The sequence below is a fragment of the Schleiferilactobacillus harbinensis genome (assembly GCF_008694105.1).
GTDB lineage: Bacteria > Bacillota > Bacilli > Lactobacillales > Lactobacillaceae > Schleiferilactobacillus > Schleiferilactobacillus harbinensis.
Genome location: NZ_CP041364.1, coordinates 999,997 through 1,019,140 on the forward strand (window position 1 = coordinate 999,997; position 19,144 = coordinate 1,019,140).

Consider the following 19,144-nt stretch of genomic DNA (forward strand, 5'->3'; position numbering starts at 1 on the left):
TTCACACTCCTCTATTTCAGTTACATAAGGGCCTCCATGCTGCGGGCAAACCCGGCATCCATGACCGCCACGATTTTTCGCGGCCGCCCGAGGGCGGTGGTCAATTCAGTGCTGGTGAGAGCCTGCGTGAGGGGAATCTGGTAGAAGGCACACTTATCCGTGATCCGTTTCGCAGTGGCTGCGCCGGCGTCTGCTGCCAGAATAACAAGCTTCGCTTGCTGGCTGCGGACAACCGTCAAGACTTGGGTTTCACCGACAATGAGCCGGGAAGCGCGCTGGGCGAGACCGATCAGATTCATTAATTTCTGGGTATTCATTGGCGTCATGCGTCGGGACCGAACAATTCGACCCGTGCCTTGCGGTGATCGACGTATGCGTATAATTCATCGTAGAAAGTATCCGTGACGTTACCTGCCAGTGCCTTCTCTACGACCCGATTTTTCTGGGCCGCGGCAATGGCTGCTGGATCAAGGGCAACATAGGCCCCGCGGCCGGATTTTTTGCCCGTGGGGTCAATGCTGATGGTGCCTTCCGGATCGCGGACGATGCGCACCATTTCCTTCTTCGGTTTCATCTCATTACTGAGCAGATCCTTACGCATCGGGATCTTCCGTACTTTCTTTTGTTTCTTTGCTTTGGCCATTATTTCTCATCACCATTAGTCTGTGGCGTATCTGGGTCTTCAACGTCGCCGTCGTCGTCCACGAACTCCACTTCGGATTCCGGCTTGATGTCGATACGGTAACCCGTCAGCCGAGCGGCCAAGCGGGCATTCTGGCCGCGCTTGCCGATGGCCAGAGAAAGCTGCTCATCGGGCACGATGACCGTGCAGTTGCGCTCGTCGTCATCAGCAAATTGCACCGCGATGACTTCCGCCGGATTCAGGGCGTTAGCAATGTATTCAGCGGGATCATCTTCATATTGAATGATGTCCATGTTCTCGCCGTGCAGTTCATTGACGACTGCCTGAACCCGCTGACCCTTGGGTCCGACACAGGTACCAACGGGATCAATGTGGGGATCGTTGGACTTGACCGCGATCTTGGTCCGATCGCCGGCTTCCCGAGCGATACCCGCGACCTCTACAGTGCCATCGTAAATCTCTGGGACTTCTTGTTCAAATAGCCGTTTGACAAAATCGGGATTGGTCCGGGAAACAAACACTTGCGGGCCCTTGGGACTGTTTTCGACTTTCGATACATAAACCTTGATCCGGTCGTGGGCGTTGTAGCTTTCGTTGGGCATCTGGTCCTGCTTGCTCAGCACGGCTTCGATGCGGCCCAAATCGACGTAGACAAAGCGGTTATCACGGCGTTCTACGACGCCGGACATGATCTCGTTTTCGTATTGACTGTATTCGTCATACACGATGGAGCGTTCAGCTTCGCGGATCCGCTGCATGATGACTTGCTTAGCGGTTTGGGCGGCTAAGCGGCCAAAGTGTTCCGGGGTCACTTCAAAGCGGATGTGGTCCCCCACTTCGTAAGCCTTATTGATGGCAATGGCATCTTTTAAGGCTACTTCCAACCGGGAATCAAAGACGGTGTCTACGACTTCCTTGACGGCATAGACGTGGAATTCACCGGTTTTATTGTCAAAGTCCACTTCTACATTTTGGGCCTGACCGTAATTACGCTTGTAAGCCGAAACCAGGGCCGCGGAGATCGCATCGATCACGACCTCCTTTTTAACGCCTTTTTGACGCTCCAACTCATCTAACGCAGTGAGCATTTCAGCACTCATAATACTTGTTTCCTTTCCTCAAAATTCAATGGCTAAGCGGGCGTGGGCGATGGCGTCCCGGGCAAAAGTGCGCGGGATGCGGCGGGTCTTATCCTTGATCACCAAGGTCAATTCCGTCGCCGTCAGCGTCTGCAATGTGCCTTCGAATACCTTTTGACCGTCCACCGGTTGGTACAGGGAGATATGGATATACTCCCCGACAGCCTTTTCTAAATCAGCATCTGTTTTCAATGGCCGCTCCGCACCGGGCGAAGAGACCTCCAGGATATATTTCTCTGGGAACGGATCAGGATCGATGGTATCCATCGCGGTACTGATGGGGTCCGAAACCTTAGCGATTTCTTCCACATCAATGCCGCCCTGCTTATCCACGTAAACCCTGAGGTACCAGCTTCTGCCTTCCTTCACGTACTCCACGTCGACCAGCTGCAAGCCGGCCGCTTCAACGATTGGCCGCACCAGCGGCGTCACGGTATCCACAATTGATTGTTTGGCCACAACAGCACCCCTTTCTAAGGATGTCACCATCCTCATTTTCGACATCTAACTCCAAAAAAAAGTGAGCATCGCTGCTCACTTCTACTCGAAGTATTGGAAATCCTATGAAGAATATAGCATATTTCCGTTCCCAAAGCAACTTTGCCGCTCTTTTCAACGGCTCGACCATTAGAACAGAGACAGCTGATTTTCGTCTGGGAAGTCGTTGACGACGCCATTCTTGTCCAGATATTCCATTATCGTTTTGGAAACCCCGCCGCGAACGGAAATATCTTCTTTCGACAGGAACGGTTTTTCTGCCCGGGCAGCGACAATATTCTTGGCCACCCGGTCCCCAAGGGAGGGGATCGCGTTGAACGGGGCCAGCAGTGTGTGATCATCGACAATCTTAAACTCTTGGGCTTCAGACTGATTGATGTCCACCATCTGGATGCGGATGCCCCGCTCCCAGCACTCGTTGGCAATCTCCAGCACCGTCAGCAGGCCCTTTTCCTTGGCAGTCGCGTCATTGCCCTTGTCGTTGATTGTCTGCATCGCTTCTTTAATGGTCTGCTTGCCGTGGGTCATGGCAACCAGATCATAGTCGTCGGCCCGCACGGAGAAGTAGGCACAATAGTATGCCAACGGATAGTACACTTTGAACCAGGCGATCCGCAGCGCCATTTCAATATAGGCAGTGGCGTGGGCCTTGGGGAACATGTACTTGATCTTCAAACAGGAATCAATGTACCAGGAAGGAATGTTCTTATTCTCCCGCATCTTATCCTGCCACTCGTCGGGGATCCCCCGGCCCTTCCGGACGTGCTCCATGATCTGGAAGGCCAACTGGGAATCCAGGCCCCAGTGAATCAAGTCCATCATGATGTTATCCCGGCAGCCGATGACATCCTTCAGCTTGACGACGCCCTTTTGGATCAACTCCTCGGCGTTGCCCAGCCAGACATCGGTCCCGTGGGACAGACCAGAAATCTGAAGTAATTCAGCAAAGGTCGTCGGATGGGTTTCTTCCAGCATTCCCCGAACGAAGCGGGTTCCAAATTCGGGAATCCCCAAGGTACCGGTCTTTGATTGAATCTGGTCCTCCGTGACGCCCAGCGGTTCAGTACCGGAAAACAGGCCCATCACACCTGGATCGTCGTAAGGAATTGTCTTCGGGTCGACCCCCGAAAGATCCTGCAAGGTCCGGATCATGGTCGGGTCATCGTGGCCCAGAATATCCAGCTTCAAGATATTATCGTGGATGGAGTGGAAATCAAAGTGGGTCGTCTTCCAAGCAGCGTCTGTATCATCTGCGGGGTACTGGATCGGGGTGAAATCGTAGATGTCCATGTCGTCCGGCACAACGATGATCCCCGCCGGATGCTGGCCGGTGGTCCGTTTGACCCCGGTACAGCCCGCTGCCAACCGATCGATCTCGGCGCCGCGGATCTTTTGTTCCGTGACTTCCTGGTAATGCAGGACATAGCCGTAGGCGGTCTTCTCCGCCACCGTGCCGATGGTTCCGGCCCGGTACACGTAGTCTTCGCCGAACAGCACCTTGGTGTAGTTATGGGCGATGGGCTGATAGTCCCCGGAGAAGTTCAGATCGATATCGGGTACCTTGTCCCCTTTGAACCCTAAGAAAGTTTCGAAGGGAATATCCTGGCCCTCTTTGATTAATTCCGTGCCGCACTTGGGGCATTTCTTATCCGGCAAGTCAAACCCGGAGCCGACTTCCCCCTTATCGAAGAATTCTGAGTAGTGGCAGTGCGGACAGCGATAATGGGGCGGCAGCGGATTGACTTCGGTGATCCCGGTCATGGTCGCGACTAGGGAGGAGCCAACACTGCCCCGGGAACCAACCAAGTACCCGTCCTTATTGGACTTGTGCACCAGTTTCTGGGCAATCAGGTAGATGACCGAGAAGCCGTTGCCGATGATACTCTTAAGTTCCTTATCCAAGCGGGCCTGGACAATATCCGGCAGCGGATCGCCGTACCATTCTTTAGCCTGGGTCATGGTCAGTCGGCGGATATCTTCTTCCGCGCCGGGCATATGCGGCGTATACAGCTTGTCCTTCACCGGGGTAATGTCGTCAGCGACCCAATCGGCCACCGTATGGGTGTTATCAACGACGACCTGATGAGCTGTTTCCTCGCCCAGAAAAGCAAAGTCTGTCAGCATTTCATCCGTAGTCCGGAAGTGCAGATCCGGGAAATACAGCTTGCGGTGGGCGTTGATCTTCATCGACCGCTGCAAAATCTCCCGGTAGATGGCGTCTTCCGGGTTCATGAAATGCACATCACCGGTGGCCACCACCGGTTTGTCCAATTCTTTGCCGAGTTTCACCATGTTCTTCAGCAAGTCTTCCAGCTGGTCGTTGTCCTTGATCAATTCCGTGGCGATCAGCGGCTGGTAAGCTGCATGGGGCTGGACTTCTAGATAATCGTAATACTCGGCCAATTTGCGGGCATCTTCATACCCCTTTTGCATCATGGCGGTGAACACTTCGCCGTCTGCACAGCCGCTGCCGACAATGATTCCTTCCCGGTACTTGTTGAGCATACTGCGGGGGACGCGGGCCACCCGGTGGAAATAATCCGTCAAAGAGAAGGACACGATCTTGAACAGATTCTTCAAGCCGGCTTGGGTTTTCGCAATCAAAATAGCGTGGCTGGGCCGGCCGGTCTTCCAGGCCTCTTTTTCACCCGCGTGATCATTCAGCTGATTGACATTGGCGGTATTGAAGCGGGCCATCATTTCTTTCAGCAAAGCAAAATACAAATAGCCGGTCGCTTCCGAATCGTCAGAGGCCCGGTGGTGCTGGGTCAAAGTGATCTTATACACCCGCGACAGGCTGTCCAGGGTGTGCCGGCCCCGTTCTGGATGCAGGGTGCGGGACATGATCAGTGTGTCGACGATGGGATTGGGTACCGCCGGCCAGCCTAAGCGCTTGCGGGCGACGTTGATGAAGCCGATATCGAAGGTGACATTGTGGCCGACGACAATCGCGTCACCCACAAAGTCGGTGAACTTTTTGATGATTTCTTCCTCAGACCCGCCGCTTTGGACCATCTCGTCGGTGATCGTGGTCAAATTGATCGTCGTCGCACTTAACGGAAAGCCGGGGTTGATGAATTCATCGAATTTCGCCAACACCTTGTTGTTCTTCATCTTCACCGCGCCAATTTCAATGATCCGGTCGGTGGGTGCGGATAACCCGGTGGTTTCAATATCGAATACAACATATTCTTCATCACCGGTAAGCGGTTGATCGCGCAAATTGTAGGCGATTGGCGTGGCATCATCTACCAGGTTGATTTCCACCCCGTACATGACTTTAATCTTATTCTTCAAGCCCGCCGAGTGGGCTTCCGGGAATGCCTGGGCGACGGCGTGATCAGTAACGGCAATCGCCGGCATGCCCCACTGCGCCGCTTGGTTGACGTAATCGGTGGGAGAATTAGTAGCGTCCATCTGGGACATCGTGGTGTGCAGATGGAGTTCGATACGTTTATCCCCCGCAGCGGTATCTTGCCGCGCCGCGTGGGCCACCGTCTGAACATCGTAGGCACTGATGGTCAATTCTTGGGAATATTTATCCTCTTCCACCGGTCCGCGGACTTTCACCCATTGGCCAACAGCCACTTGCGCAAAATTCGGATCGGTGCCGGTTTCCCGGGAAAAGGCCTTGACCTTGAAGGAAGAGGTGTAATCAGTGATTTCAAACAGCAGCATTTGTTTGCCGCTGCGCAGATCCCGAACTTCACTGGAGAAAATTTTTCCCTGAACCACCAGGGACCGGTCTGGTTCGGTGATATCCGCCATCTGGCGAATCGGCGCGTCGGCGGGAATCGGCTTACCGATGTGGACACCATCGCCGCTGGGGGCCCCACTGCCGTTACCAGCCGGCCCGGCTGCGGCCTTTTCCTGGGCCTTCAGCAGAGCTTGCGTCGCCAGCTCTTGGTTTTGCTGCTCCTGCTGCTGGCGCATGGCGTCGATTTTTTCTTGGGTCGCAGACTCATCAACGTAGACGTGGATATGGAAATCCGGGAAGCCCAACCGGGCATAGGCTTCTTCAACACAGCTCAGTGCGTTTTCCACGACATAATTTTTAACTACTTCGTTGTCGACACTGATCGCCACCCGGTCGCCCTGCATTTGCGGGGCATTCACTTGGGCCAGGGCAGGGGACGAGGCGGCACAGGTTTTCACCACGTATGGCCAATAATCAGCCAGCAAATGGTCGTCAAATTCGGGTTGGGCCACGTGCAGCCGAACCGCCACGGACGCGATATCCGCAAACGCTTTGGTCAGATCAGCGAGGAAGACACTATACACAGAGAATGGCAGGATTTGGGGCAAACGCAGCACGAATTCCCACTGTTTGGTCTGTTCATGCACAATGACCTTCTCCACGGCGCCGCCAGCAAAACGGTCCCCGCCATCGGCGGAGACCGCAAAGTGGATCTGGTCGAGGAGTTGGGTCAACATTTCTTCAGGTGACAATGCCAAATGGACTCAACCCTTTCTTAAATTCGGTAAACCAAAAACAACTTATTCAGCAGACTGACCGTCCAACTTCGCCCGCAAGATCGGCAGGACGTTGCTCAGTTCTTCTTTCTTCACTTCAATATTGTCGCCGGTGGCCCGTAAATGGACCTCGACGATACCGTCGGCAGCCTTCTTGCCCACCGTGATCCGGATCGGAATACCGATCAAATCAGCGTCGGCGAACTTGATGCCGGCCCGCTCGTTACGGTCGTCCAGCAAGACTTCATAGCCGTCCTTCGTTAAAGCGGCGTCGATCTCGTCGGCTAATTGCCGTTGGTCGTCGTTCTTCATATTAACGGGTACGACGTGAATGTCAAATGGCGCGATCGCCTTAGGCCAAATGATGCCGTGTTCATCGTTGTGCTGCTCGACAATGGCCGACAGCAGGCGGGATACGCCGATGCCGTAACTGCCCATCACAACGGGTACTGAGCGGCCGTTTTCATCCAAAACCGTGGCATTCATGATCTTAGAGTAGCGGGTGCCGAGCTTGAAAATATGGCCAATCTCGATGCCCTTCGTGAACTTCAACTTGCCCTCACCGTCGGGTGATGTTTCACCAGCCTGGGCGACGCGAATGTCCGCGTAGTCGTCCGGCTTGTAATCCCGATCCACGTTGGCGTTGGCAAAATGGTAGCCTTCTTCATCCGCGCCCACAAAAGCGTTGACCATGTTCTTAATGGTCAAATCGGCGACAATACGAATATCCTGGTCGATCCCAACGGGTCCTAAAGAACCTTCCGGAGCATGGAGATACTGTTGCACTTCGTCATCCGAGGCGAGCCGCAGCTCAGCGGCATCCAGGAAGTTCTTCAGCTTGACATCGTTGATCTCATGGGTTCCTTGGATCAAGGCCAGTACCGGCTTCTCGTCGGCGATGAACAGAATGGACTTCATGATCTGGTCCGTATCCACATGCAGGAAGTCGGCAACTTCCTCCACCGATTGCGCACCGGGCGTCGCGATTTTTTGCAACGCCTGGGGATCTTCGTGATTCTGTACGGCCGGCAATTGACTAGTGGCCATTTCCAAATTCGCGGCGTAGTCGCTGCCGTCAGAATAAGCGATGGTATCTTCACCGATCGGGGCAATGGCGGAAAATTCCTTGGAATCCCGGCCGCCCATAGCGCCGGCATCACCGATGATCACCCGGTAGTTCAAACCGACCCGGTTGAAGACATTAACATAGGCACTTTCCACATGGTTGAAAATCGTGTCCAAGTCATCGTTATCCACGGTGAAAGAATACGCGTCCTGCATAATGAACTCCCGGCCCCGGAGCAGACCGTTGCGCGGCCGATCCTCATCCCGATACTTCGTCTGAATTTGGTATAACAGCAGCGGCAGTTTCTTGTATGATTTCACGCTGCTGCGGATAATATCCGTCATCGTTTCCTCATGGGTCGGGCCCAGGAGCAGCGTGCGATCGTGGCGATCTTTCAGCTGGTAAAGGTTTGGCCCATAGGTACTGTAACGGCCGGATTCTTTCCACAATTCAGCGGGGATCAGCGTGGGCAGCAGCATTTCCACCCCATCTATCGTCGTCATTTCTTCGCGAATAATGTGCTGGATTTTTTGCAAGACCCGCCAAGCCAAGGGTAAATAGACGTACACCCCAGCAGCTTCCTGCTTGATCATACCGCCGCGCAGCATCAGCTGATGACTGATGGCCTCTGCATCAGACGGAGTTTCTTTCATGGTCGGAATTAACATTTTGGATTGACGCACAACAAGATTCTTCCTTTCCTCTGAATCCGTCCCGGACTCAGTGCGTGAATAACCGTTGGAAATCGTTCCAGGTGACTGCAATCATCAACAGGAGCAGCAACCCGAAGCCGATCAAGGTGATCACGCCTTCTTTTTCTTCAGAAATCGGTTCGCCCCGCACGGCCTCGACGACATTCAGCAGCAGCTTGCCGCCGTCCAGCGCCGGAATCGGCAGCAGGTTCATCAAGCCCAGGTTCACCGACAGACTGGCCATCATCGTCACCACGGAGAGCCAGCCGAAGCTGGCCGCCTGACTGGACGCTTGGTAGATCGCCACCGGGCCGCCCAGCTTGTTCAGGCTGAAGCCGCCGGTGAAGAATGAACCCAGGATCTGGAGAATGTGGGTAATGATATACCACGTCTCCGTGAAGCCGTATTTTAGTTTGGCCGTGAACGAGGTATCTAAACCGCCGGTGACCGCCACCCCGATCTGAGTCACTTGTTTCTTATCCACGGTACGCGCGACCGGTTTAACCGTCAGTGTTTTCGTTTGGCCGTTGCGCAGCACCTGGATCTTCACCGTTTTGCCAGCCTTGTTTTGCAGGTGTTTAGAAAAATCCGTAATATCCCCTACCCGCTGGCCATCCACCGTTTGGACCAGGTCCTTGGCCTTGAAGCCGGCCTGAGCGGCGGGCATACCAGGCTCAATCTGGGCAATCATCGTCTGACTATTATTCGGTGCCCCGCCGTTGACGAAAGCGATGATAATAAACGTGATGATTCCCAGCAAGAAATTATTCAACGGCCCGCCAAAGTTTGTCAGCATCCGGCGGCCCAAACTGGCCGACTGGAACTGCACGTCCAGCGGGGCGATCTGTACTTCAGTACCGTCGTGCTCGATGATCGTCGCGTCGTGATCCACCGGGTAGCGTTTGACCACCGATTCATCACCGTTTTCGTAACCTTCAACCCAGAGTTCTTTTTCCAAATCACTCTTGGACACTTGCAGCGGCACACCGTTGACATTAGTCACCTTGTCACTGGTATTGATCGAGGTGACCACGCCGGCATCGTTCAGCACCAAGGTGGCCATCGTGCCTGGTTCAATTTCGTCCTCATCATCGGCCGCGCCGGCCATGCGGACGTACCCGCCTAAGGGTAAGATTCGAATCGTATACGTCGTGCCGTGGGACCGATGCCAGAACAGCTTGGGCCCCATACCGATGGAGAATTCCCGGACCAGGATCCCCGCCCACTTGGCGAAGAAGTAATGGCCAAATTCATGGACCAGCACGATGATCCCAAAGACCAGGATGAATGCGATAATACCCTTCATTTGGTTAGCTCCTTTAAATTAAGCCGAAAATTTGGACTAACGGCAAAACGAACAGCAACGAATCGAAGCGGTCAAGAATTCCGCCATGACCGGGTAGAATCTTGCCCGAGTCCTTGACACCGAAATAGCGTTTGTACGCCGATTCCACCAAGTCGCCAAATTGGCCAACGATGGACAGAATCAAAATGATCAGAATCATCCGCCACAGAGCGTAAACCTGAACTTCAGGCACCGCCAAGCAGTAAAGTGTGCCGATGATCACGGCGCTGACCGTGCCGCCGATGGAGCCTTCCCAAGTCTTGTTCGGCGAAATCGGCGTCAGCTTATGTTTGCCCAGCTTGCGGCCGATCAGATAGGCGCCGGAATCGGTGACCCAGACGATCAGCAGGACGAACAAGAGCTTCATGAAGCTGCCCTGGTTCCGGACCATGACGAGGGCGCCGAAACCGCCGCCCAGATAAGCCATGGCCAGGGTGGAAATGGCAATATCTTCAATGTTGATGCGATTCTTGCTGGTGACAGTGATCACCAGCATTAACATGAACAGCATCATCAGAAACTCCGTGATATTGAACCAGTGGGACACGTTGTTGGGCAGCCAGCCCTTGAGCCAGCCATAGAAGCCGGCGGGCAAGATCATGACCACGATCCCGAAACCGGCGATGATGAAGTCCGGCGAAACCACGATGCGTTTGCGCATCAAGAAGAACTCCGACAGGCCGATCAGGCCCAAAAGAATCGCCAGGACCTCAATGGCCCAACTGCCAAAATAAATCGTGGGCAAAAATATTGCCAATGCCCATATTGCTGTGATTACCCGTTGCCGCATCCCAATTTCCTCCTACTTACTGGTCTTCAAGCCGCCATAACGCCGCTGCCGGTGCTGGTACGTGGCCACCGCCGCGGCTAAATCATTGCTGGTAAAGTCCGGCCAATGAACATCGGTGAAGACAAATTCTGAATAGGCCACCTGCCAAAGCAAAAAGTTCGACAGCCGCTCCTCCCCGCTAGTCCGAATCAAGAGGTCCGGATCAGCCAGGGCGCCTAATTGGGCGGTGAAGAGATGGTCACTGACCATTGCTTCTGTGATGTCCGCCGGCTTGACTGCACCGGCTGCCGCCTGCGCCGCCAACTGCTGCACCGCGGTAGTGATCTCCCGGCGCGAACCGTAGTTGAACGCGAAATTCAAAATCATGCCGGTGTTGTTTTTCGTCTGGGCCATGGCATCCAAAGTCACTTGGCGGGTGGCCGCCGGCAGTTCATCCAAATAACCCATTACTTCGACCCGGACATTTTCTGCCATCAGGTCGGGCATGTAGTGATTGAAGAACTTGACTGGCAAGCCCATGAGGTAATTCACTTCCTCAGTGGGCCGGCGCCAATTCTCAGTGGAGAAGGCGTAAACCGTGAGGACCTTGATGCCCATGTGACTGGCTGCAATGGCGATCCGCTTGACGTTATCCATGCCTTCTTTGTGCCCAGCAACCCGGGGCAGATGGCGGGCCTTGGCCCACCGGCCATTGCCGTCCATAATGATGGCAACATGCTGGGGCAGCGGTGCTGTTTCGGTGCTTGCCATAACTGACTCCTTTACACGAAGAAAAGAACCCGTCACCAAATACCTGGGTGGACGGGCCTAACGGTTGTTAGACTTCGGTGATCTCGTCTTCCTTATCCTTGGCGATGCTATCGATACCCTTGACGGCATCATCGGTCAGCTTCTGGACTTGGTTTTCCAAATCATGTTGGGCATCTTCACTGATGTCGCCCTTCTTCGCCGCTTTCTTCAATTCTTCCATCGCGTCGCGACGGACATTGCGGACAGCGATCTTGGCGTTCTCAGCATCCTTGCCGACTTCCTTAGCCAGCTCCTGGCGGCGTTCACCGGTCAATTGGGGAATGACCAAGCGAATGACGTTGCCGTCATTGGCCGGGTTCAAACCCAAATCAGAGGCTAAGATGGCCTTCTCAATATCGTTCAGTGAGGACTTGTCGTACGGCGTGATCATCAGTACCCGGGGTTCCGGAATATTGATGGCCGCCATTTGGTTCAACGGCGTCGGTGCCCCGTAATAGTTGACGTTGATCCGGTTGAGCAGCCCGGCGTTGGCCCGACCGGCCCGGATATCCGCCAAGTCCCGGCGCAGCGCGTCTTGGGCTTTTTTCATGTCCTCTTTTGCCTGCTTTAATAATGCTTCTTCTGCCATGATTAATGTGCTCCTTTCTTTTCTTCATCGGCTTCGGCTTTAATCGTCGTCCCGATGTTTTCGCCCTCGATCACCCGGACGATGTTGTCCGGCTTATTCATGTTGAAGACGACGAGAGGAATATCATTGTCCATCGATAACGAGCTGGCGGTGGCATCCATCACCTTCAAGCCCTTAGCGATGATATCGAGTTGGGTCAATTCATCATATTTGACCGCATTGGGATCTTTATTCGGATCGGCGGAGTAAACGCCGTCCACGTTGTTTTTGGCCATTAAGATCACATCGGCGCCGATTTCGGCGGCGCGCAAGGCCGCAGTGGTATCCGTGGAGAAGTACGGGTTCCCCGTGCCGCCGGCGAAAATCACCACGCGGCCCTTTTCCAGATGGCGCATGGCCCGACGACGAATATAGGGTTCAGCGATCTGGCGCATTTCGATAGACGTTTGCACCCGCGTCGGCACATCCATGTGTTCCAGACTGTCTTGCAGGGCCAAGGCATTCATGACCGTGGCCAGCATGCCCATGTAATCTGCTTGGGCCCGTTCCATACCTAATTCAGCACCGGTTTCGCCCCGCCAAATATTGCCGCCGCCGCAGACGACTGCCACTTGGACGCCTAATTCGTGGACTGCTTTGATCTGTTTAGCGATTCGGTCAATGACTGGCGGCGTGATGCCGAAACCCTCTTTACCGGCGAGAGCTTCACCACTGACTTTTAAAACGATGCGCTTATATTTGATCCCACTCATTACCATTCCTCCGTTAGTTTGCTGTTCAATAGTTTACCATACTTGACGCGTTTGGGCGAATAGCCGCCAGTCTTTCGGGCATAGAAAAAGCCGCACACCCGTAGGTCTGCGGCCTCTTCAGCAAGGAGTTTAGCCCTTGATTTGGGACATCACTTCGTCAACGAAGTTTTCTTCCTTCTTCTCGATCCCTTCGCCGACTTCATAACGGACAAAGGAAACCAGCTTGCCGCCCTTGCTGGCGACATACTTAGCCACGGTCTGATCCGGATCCTTAACGAATTCTTGATCAGCCAAAGCAATTTCGGACAGATATTTGCGCATCCGACCCTCAACGATCTTCGGGATAATCTTTTCGGGCTTGCCCTCGTTCTTTGTTTCCTCAGTCAAGACAGCCTTTTCGTGTGCCAAGACATCAGCCGGAACGGCATTTTGATCCAAGTACTTCGGATTGATGGCCGCCACGTGCATGGCCACGTCCCGCGCTGTCTCTTCGTCAGCGCCTTCCAGCACGGTCAATGCGGCGATTTGGCCGCCATTGTGCAGGTAAGCACCGAAGTTTTGGCTGTCCGTCTTTTCGACGACTTGGAAGCGGCGCAGGGAAATCTTTTCGCCGATAACGGCGGTCAATTCCGTAATGGCCGCCTTGATCGTGTCGTCGCCCATCTTCAAGGCCAAGGCAGCATCCATATCGGCCGGTTTGCCAGCGACAATTGCGTCAGCAATCCCCTTAACCAGATTCTGGAATTTGTCATTGGCGGAAACAAAGTCGGTTTCCGAATTGACTTCAATGACTGCTGCCGTATTGCCGGCAACTGAAATATGCGCCAAGCCTTCAGCAGCGACGCGGTCGCTCTTCTTTTCGGCCTTAGCAATGCCCTTTTCGCGCAATACATCAACGGCTTTGTCCATGTCGCCATCAGTAGCAACCAAAGCCTTCTTAGCGTCCATCATGCCGACGCCGGTCTTTTCCCGTAACTCTTTGATTTGTTGAATCGAAACTGCCATGAATGTAGTCCTCCTATAAATAAATTTCTAAAAAGCTGAAAAAAGTGGCCGCTCCGCAGGATTGCTGCTGGGCCAGGCCACTTCAGGGGTTACATATTAGTTATTAGCGGAATCACTGGCACTGTCGGCAGCGTCGCTATTGTCGCCTTCAACAGCTTCCACGATATCTTCCATGGAATCCTTAGCCGGTTGGTCACCCTCAGCAGCAGCGGGTTGAACCGGTTGTTGTTGGTCAGCGTCAGCATTGTCTTCGCCTTGACGGCCTTCAACAATGGCGTCAGCCATCTTGGAAGTGATCAGACGAACCGCACGAATCGCGTCATCGTTTGACGGGATAATCACATCAATAGGATCCGGATCCGTGTTCGTGTCGACCATGGCCACGATGGGAATGTGCAGCTTGTTGGCTTCGTGAACAGCGATGTCTTCCTTACGAGGATCAACGATGAACATCACGTCCGGTAAATGAGGCATATCTTCGATACCGCCCAAGAACCGTTCCAACTTCTGTTGTTCCTTGTTCAGCAAGGAAACTTCCTTCTTCGGGAGGACGTCGAAAGTGCCGTCTTCGGCCATCTTCTTCAAGTCCTTCAGACGCTTGATCCGGGTTTGGATAGTCTCCCAGTTTGTCAAAGTACCACCCAACCAACGGTGGTTAACGTAATATTGACCAGCACGGGTTGCTTCTTCTTCAATGGAATCTTGGGCCTGCTTCTTGGTACCGACAAACAGGAAGACCGCACCCTTGCTTGCTTCGTCCTTGACGAAGTTGTACGCCGTGTCGACCATCTTGACCGTCTTTTGCAGGTCAATAATATAGATACCATTCCGTTCAGTGAAGATATACTTCTTCATCTTCGGGTTCCAGCGGCGGGTTTGGTGACCAAAGTGCACACCGGCTTCAAGCAATTGCTTCATTGATAATACTGCCATGTAAAAATACCTCCAATAGTTTTTTCCTCTGCATACGTCACTCCGGTGCGGACACAACTGTGCACTGCCGCAACCGGTCAATATGCATGTGTACTTTTGAAATACTAGACCATTATACAGAACCCGACCGCTGGGTGCAAGCCGCTCACCAAACCACGCCGCGAATGGTCAAAAAGTGCTCCTTTTGCCGGCGGGTCAAACGCTTGAACTTGGCCTCCGCACTCAAGGCATCGTGTTTGCTGCTGAATGAAGTTTGGTAGATTCGATGAACCGGCCGGCGGGTGCGGGTGTATTTGGCCCCCGTACCGGCATTATGTTCCGCTTCCCGGCGCACCGGGTCAGTCGTGAAGCCGCCGTAAAACGACCCATCAGCGCACAACAAGACGTAGAACCAGTACAACTCAGTCGTTCCGGAGGGCATTGGCCACCTCCGGGGTATAATTCCCCGCTGTGTCGTGGACGATCAATGACGGGACAATGCGCACACCATTAGGCTTCCCGCCGCGAATCGCTTCGATCAGCACCATATTCGCTTCCTTATTCGGTTTCGGAAAAATGAACCGTACCCGTTTAGGCGCCAAGCCGTGCGCCGTCAACGCCGGCAGGATCTCGTCCAGCCGCTCCGGCCGATGGACCATGAAAAGTTTGCCGCCGAATTTCAACAACGCTGCACTTACCGCAGCCACTTCAGCCAAAGAAACCGCCACTTCATGACGCGCCATTGCCAGATGCGGGTTCGGGTTGCGCTTGCTGGTGGGAACATTCTTAAAATACGGCGGGTTCGTTAAGACAGCGTCGACACTGTCCCTGGCAATCACCCCCGGGGCCTGCTGCATGGGCATGGTATGCACCGTGATTTGGTCGGCCAAGCCATTGAGTGCCGCGGAGCGGCGGGCCATATCCGCCAGCAGGGGCTGGATTTCGACCAAATCGATCCGGGCCTGGGTCCGCCGCGCCACAAATAACCCGACGGCGCCGTTGCCCGCGCCTAAATCGACGATCCGACCAGTGGGCGGCACCTGGGCAAAAGCCGCCAGCAGCATGGCGTCCAAGGAGAACGCAAAGACTGACTGATTCTGAATAATTTCGATACCGCCGCTATTCAGCTGATCGATCCGTTCTCCGGGTAATAAGCGATCAGTCATACCGTGGCCACCGCCTTTCTGCTATAATTTGGGGTTGAATTGGTTCTTTAACAATCAACCGTGCTATTTTAGCACGAATCCACGATAAGAAAGCGGGATACGCGATGCTCTACCGCATCTTCCGGGTCATTATCCGGTTTGTCATTTTCGTATTAAATGGTCACATGGTGGTTTTGGATAAGGAAAAGGTACCGAAAACACCCTATATTCTCGTTGCCCCCCATCGCACCTGGTGGGAACCAGTGTTATTCGCAGTGGCGGGCAGTCCCATGGAATTCTCTTTCATGGCGAAGGCGGAGTTGTTTCACAATCCGATCATTCGCTGGATCTTGCGCAACGCGCATGCCTTTCCGGTGGACCGCGCCCACCCAGGGCCCAGCGCGGTAAAGACGCCGATCAATAATTTGCGGAAGAATAATTTGTCCGTAATCATCTTTCCTACGGGGACGCGGTATTCCAACGACATCAAGGGCGGCGCGGCGCTGATTGCCCGATTGGCCGGGGTGCAGCTGGTGCCGGTGGTGTATCAGGGGCCGTTGACGTTCATGAATTTGTTGAAGCGGCAGAAGATGATTATTGGGTTTGGTGATCCGATCACGGTTTCCCGGAAGGGACGGCTGGATGATGCGGCGATTGCTGGGATCGACGCTGAGATGCGGGCGGCGTGGCATGCAATTGATCAACGGATCAACCCGGACTTTGTGTATGTGCCCGATACGAGGAAGGCAGAGTTGGAGCACGAGGAAGGAAAACTTTAAACGAACGTATTTGAAAAGGCCAGGATTCTCGGTTGGGAATCTTGGCCTTTCTTTGATTGCCGTGCCAAAGCTTCGCAAGCTCCGGCAAAATGGGCTGGAACGTGGTGACGGCGGTTTGAGCCCGCGAAAACCGCGGTCTCAAACACGCCTAACCACATCGGCGGCAAGCCGCCGTGTGGTTACACCACTGAGCCCATTTTGCCTCCGCTTGCTACGCAATGGCACTAGATACACTGTAATTCAGGCATTATCCGCATCCAGCGGACTTGGTCACGCTTGTAACACCTTATTTAAGAATGACTGGGTCCGTTCTTCTTTAGGATGGTCGAAGATCTCAGTCGGGGTGCCTTGTTCCAGGATTTGTCCACCATCGAAGAAGACGACGCGGTCGGCGACTTCTTTGGCGAAGCCCATTTCGTGGGTGACGATGACCATGGTCATGCCTTGTTGGGCGAGTTGGCGCATGACTTGGAGGACGTCGCCGACCATTTCGGGGTCAAGGGCGCTGGTCGGTTCGTCGAAGAGCATGATATCGGGGTGCATGGCCAGCGCGCGAGCGATGGCGACGCGCTGCTGCTGGCCACCGGAAAGAGAAGCAGGCATGGCGTCGGCTTTTTCGGTTAGGCCGACGGTTTCCAGAAACTTGCGGGCTTCCGCGGTGGCAGTGGCTTTATCGGCCTTCTTCAACTCCACCGGGGCTAAAATCACGTTTTCCAGGACCGTCATGTGGGGAAAGAGATTGAAGTGCTGGAACACCATGCCGATTTTCTCCCGAATACGGTTGATGTCCACATGGGGCTGGCTGATGTCAGCGCCATCGATCAGGATGTGTCCCTTCGTCGTGGTTTCCAAGCCATTGATCATGCGCAGCACCGTACTCTTCCCGGCGCCGGAGGGACCAATGAGCACGACGACTTCGTTATTCTTGACATTCAGGTTGACGTCTTTAATGACGTGGTTCGTACCGTAGTCTTTATAGACATCCTGCATTTGCACGCGATCGGTATTTTCTTCTGCCATTATGCTTGCACCTTCTTCTGCACCCACTTAGACAGCCAAGTGAGGAGCGTAATGATAACGAGATAAATCAAGGCGACCATCGTCCAGATTTTGAAGCCCTCCATATTCCGGGCGATGATAATTTTCCCGGTTTGGGTCAATTCCAGGATACCGATGATCGACAGAATCGACGTATCCTTTAAGGTGATGATGAACTGGTTGATGAAACTGGGCACCATGATCCGGATACCCTGCGGCAAAATGACTTTGCGCAGGGCCTTGCCGAGGGCAGCCCCAGGGAACGGGCCGCTTCCATTTGACCTACATCCACGGCTTCAATGCCGCCCTTCACGAAGGCGGCGGTATATGCCCCTTCATTCAAGGTCAGCGTAATGATCCCGGCAAGGAAGGCCGGCACCTTGGCGCCAATCAAGCTGGGGACGCCTGTGTAAATGAACAGGGCCAGCACCAGTAGCGGCAAACCGCGGAAAATATAGATAAAGGTAATTGAAATGCCCCGGGCAAAGGCATTGGGTAAAACGCCCAGCAAACCAACGAGAATGCCGACGATGGTGGCAAAGATGATGGCCACCACAGTTACCAGCAGGGTTTCTTGCAGCCCGCCCATCAATGTGCCCCAGTTGGCTTTCAGCAAGCCGAAGAAGGACCGGTCAGTTTCCTGGGTCTTTTTATTAGCCGCCGCTTGGGACTTTTTAGAGCCGGTCCCTAAGTATTTTTGCAAAATCTTGGTATATTGGCCGTTCGCCTTCAGTTTCTTCAGGCCTGCATTGAACTGGGCCATCAATTCAGTATTCTTCTTATTGGTGGCAAAGCCGTACCCAGTAGGGTTTGCTGGTTTAGTGACGATGCTCAGCTTCAAACCGGTATTGATGGCATATTGCATGACTGGGGAATCTTCGAAACAGGCCACTGAATTACCCGTCGTCACGTCTTGGTACATGTTGTTGGAATCATCGAAGGTGACGGTGGTAAAGCCGTACTTATCCTTGACGCTCAGGGCATAGTTGGCGGCAGCGGTGCCCGTCTTGATGGCTACTCGCTGCCCTTTCAACTGTTTCAGGCTCTTGATCTTACTCCCCTGTTTAACCGCCATCACGACGCCCACATTGTAATAGGGTTTGCTCATCAAGAACTTTTCTTGCCGTTCCGGCGTAATCGACATGCCGGCGATCACCCCATCAATTTGGCCCGCCTCCAACGCCTGTACGGCAGCGTTGAAGCCCACGGGTTTGATGGTCACCGTGAACCCTTCCGTCTTCGCGATCGCATTCATGAGATCAATGTCGATACCGACGTATTGGTTCTTTTCATTAGCAAATTCGAAGGGGGCATATGTAACGTCCGTCCCAATCGTATAGTGCTTCTCCGCCGCCTGCGCCGGTTTAGCCGACCACAACGTGAGGAAAAGACCCGCTAAGATGACAAATAATCCTGTGACAAAGGATTTGCGCTGCATGGGCGCACCCACTTTCTTAATTGAATAACATAAGAACCAGTATAATGGCGG

Annotated in this window: 16 protein-coding genes and 2 pseudogenes; 1 reads left to right on the forward strand and 17 read right to left on the reverse strand. The window is 53.8% G+C overall.

Annotated elements, in window-relative coordinates:
- Positions 1 to 20 precede the first annotated feature (20 nt).
- The 15 genes and pseudogenes from FMM01_RS05165 to FMM01_RS05235 all read right to left on the reverse strand — a co-directional run bounded on the left by FMM01_RS05165 (position 21) and on the right by FMM01_RS05235 (position 15,859).
- On the reverse strand, positions 21 to 317 hold the full coding sequence (locus FMM01_RS05165; RefSeq protein ID WP_027827714.1) for a YlxQ-related RNA-binding protein: 297 nt from the start codon (positions 315 to 317) through the stop codon (positions 21 to 23).
- Positions 318 to 322: 5 nt separating this feature from the next.
- On the reverse strand, positions 323 to 643 hold the full coding sequence (rnpM, locus tag FMM01_RS05170) for an RNase P modulator RnpM (protein ID WP_027827713.1): 321 nt from the start codon (positions 641 to 643) through the stop codon (positions 323 to 325).
- Between the two features lie 50 nt (positions 644 to 693).
- Positions 694 to 1,743, reverse strand: a pseudogene (gene nusA / locus FMM01_RS05175) (transcription termination factor NusA); the annotation flags it as partial.
- An 18-nt stretch (positions 1,744 to 1,761) separates the two neighbouring features.
- Positions 1,762 to 2,241, reverse strand: coding sequence for a ribosome maturation factor RimP (gene rimP, locus FMM01_RS05180; protein ID WP_027827712.1), 480 nt, complete (start codon positions 2,239 to 2,241; stop codon positions 1,762 to 1,764).
- A gap of 168 nt (positions 2,242 to 2,409) precedes the next feature.
- Positions 2,410 to 6,735 carry a PolC-type DNA polymerase III gene (locus FMM01_RS05185; RefSeq protein WP_150391836.1) on the reverse strand — a complete coding sequence of 1,442 codons (4,326 nt, stop codon included), beginning with the start codon at positions 6,733 to 6,735 and terminating at the stop codon, positions 2,410 to 2,412.
- Positions 6,736 to 6,777: 42 nt separating this feature from the next.
- Entirely contained in the window at positions 6,778 to 8,502 is a 1,725-nt protein-coding gene (locus FMM01_RS05190) for a proline--tRNA ligase (protein WP_027827710.1), read from the reverse strand.
- A gap of 37 nt (positions 8,503 to 8,539) precedes the next feature.
- Positions 8,540 to 9,817: an RIP metalloprotease RseP gene (rseP, locus tag FMM01_RS05195; RefSeq protein WP_150391837.1), complete on the reverse strand. Its 1,278-nt coding sequence runs from the start codon at positions 9,815 to 9,817 to the stop codon at positions 8,540 to 8,542.
- A 13-nt stretch (positions 9,818 to 9,830) separates the two neighbouring features.
- Complete coding sequence (locus FMM01_RS05200) at positions 9,831 to 10,646, reverse strand: phosphatidate cytidylyltransferase (RefSeq protein ID WP_150391838.1); 816 nt, start codon at positions 10,644 to 10,646, stop codon at positions 9,831 to 9,833.
- Between the two features lie 12 nt (positions 10,647 to 10,658).
- On the reverse strand, positions 10,659 to 11,396 hold the full coding sequence (locus tag FMM01_RS05205; protein ID WP_150391839.1) for an isoprenyl transferase: 738 nt from the start codon (positions 11,394 to 11,396) through the stop codon (positions 10,659 to 10,661).
- 67 nt (positions 11,397 to 11,463) lie between these two features.
- Positions 11,464 to 12,024: a ribosome recycling factor gene (gene frr, locus FMM01_RS05210; protein ID WP_027827706.1), complete on the reverse strand. Its 561-nt coding sequence runs from the start codon at positions 12,022 to 12,024 to the stop codon at positions 11,464 to 11,466.
- A gap of 2 nt (positions 12,025 to 12,026) precedes the next feature.
- Positions 12,027 to 12,776, reverse strand: coding sequence for a UMP kinase (gene pyrH / locus FMM01_RS05215; protein ID WP_027827705.1), 750 nt, complete (start codon positions 12,774 to 12,776; stop codon positions 12,027 to 12,029).
- 129 nt (positions 12,777 to 12,905) lie between these two features.
- Positions 12,906 to 13,781, reverse strand: coding sequence for a translation elongation factor Ts (gene tsf / locus FMM01_RS05220; protein WP_027827704.1), 876 nt, complete (start codon positions 13,779 to 13,781; stop codon positions 12,906 to 12,908).
- Positions 13,782 to 13,877: 96 nt separating this feature from the next.
- Complete coding sequence (gene rpsB / locus FMM01_RS05225) at positions 13,878 to 14,714, reverse strand: 30S ribosomal protein S2 (RefSeq protein ID WP_150391840.1); 837 nt, start codon at positions 14,712 to 14,714, stop codon at positions 13,878 to 13,880.
- Positions 14,715 to 14,859: 145 nt separating this feature from the next.
- A complete protein-coding gene (locus FMM01_RS05230) occupies positions 14,860 to 15,135 on the reverse strand; it encodes a GIY-YIG nuclease family protein (protein ID WP_150391841.1) in 276 nt (91 codons plus the stop codon).
- Positions 15,116 to 15,859 carry a tRNA1(Val) (adenine(37)-N6)-methyltransferase gene (locus FMM01_RS05235; RefSeq protein WP_150391842.1) on the reverse strand — a complete coding sequence of 248 codons (744 nt, stop codon included), beginning with the start codon at positions 15,857 to 15,859 and terminating at the stop codon, positions 15,116 to 15,118. The genes FMM01_RS05230 and FMM01_RS05235 overlap by 20 nt, the downstream gene beginning before the upstream one ends.
- 104 nt (positions 15,860 to 15,963) lie before the next feature.
- On the opposite strand from FMM01_RS05235, the gene FMM01_RS05240 reads away from it, so the two are divergent.
- Positions 15,964 to 16,617: a lysophospholipid acyltransferase family protein gene (locus tag FMM01_RS05240; protein ID WP_150391843.1), complete on the forward strand. Its 654-nt coding sequence runs from the start codon at positions 15,964 to 15,966 to the stop codon at positions 16,615 to 16,617.
- A gap of 270 nt (positions 16,618 to 16,887) precedes the next feature.
- Here the strand turns inward: FMM01_RS05240 and FMM01_RS05245 are convergent, their stop codons facing one another.
- Positions 16,888 to 17,637, reverse strand: a complete 750-nt coding sequence (locus tag FMM01_RS05245) for an amino acid ABC transporter ATP-binding protein (protein ID WP_063515426.1) — start codon at positions 17,635 to 17,637, stop codon at positions 16,888 to 16,890.
- Positions 17,637 to 19,093 (reverse strand): annotated as a pseudogene (locus FMM01_RS05250) (amino acid ABC transporter substrate-binding protein/permease). The gene FMM01_RS05245 and the pseudogene FMM01_RS05250 overlap by 1 nt, the downstream one beginning before the upstream one ends.
- Positions 19,094 to 19,144 lie beyond the last annotated feature (51 nt).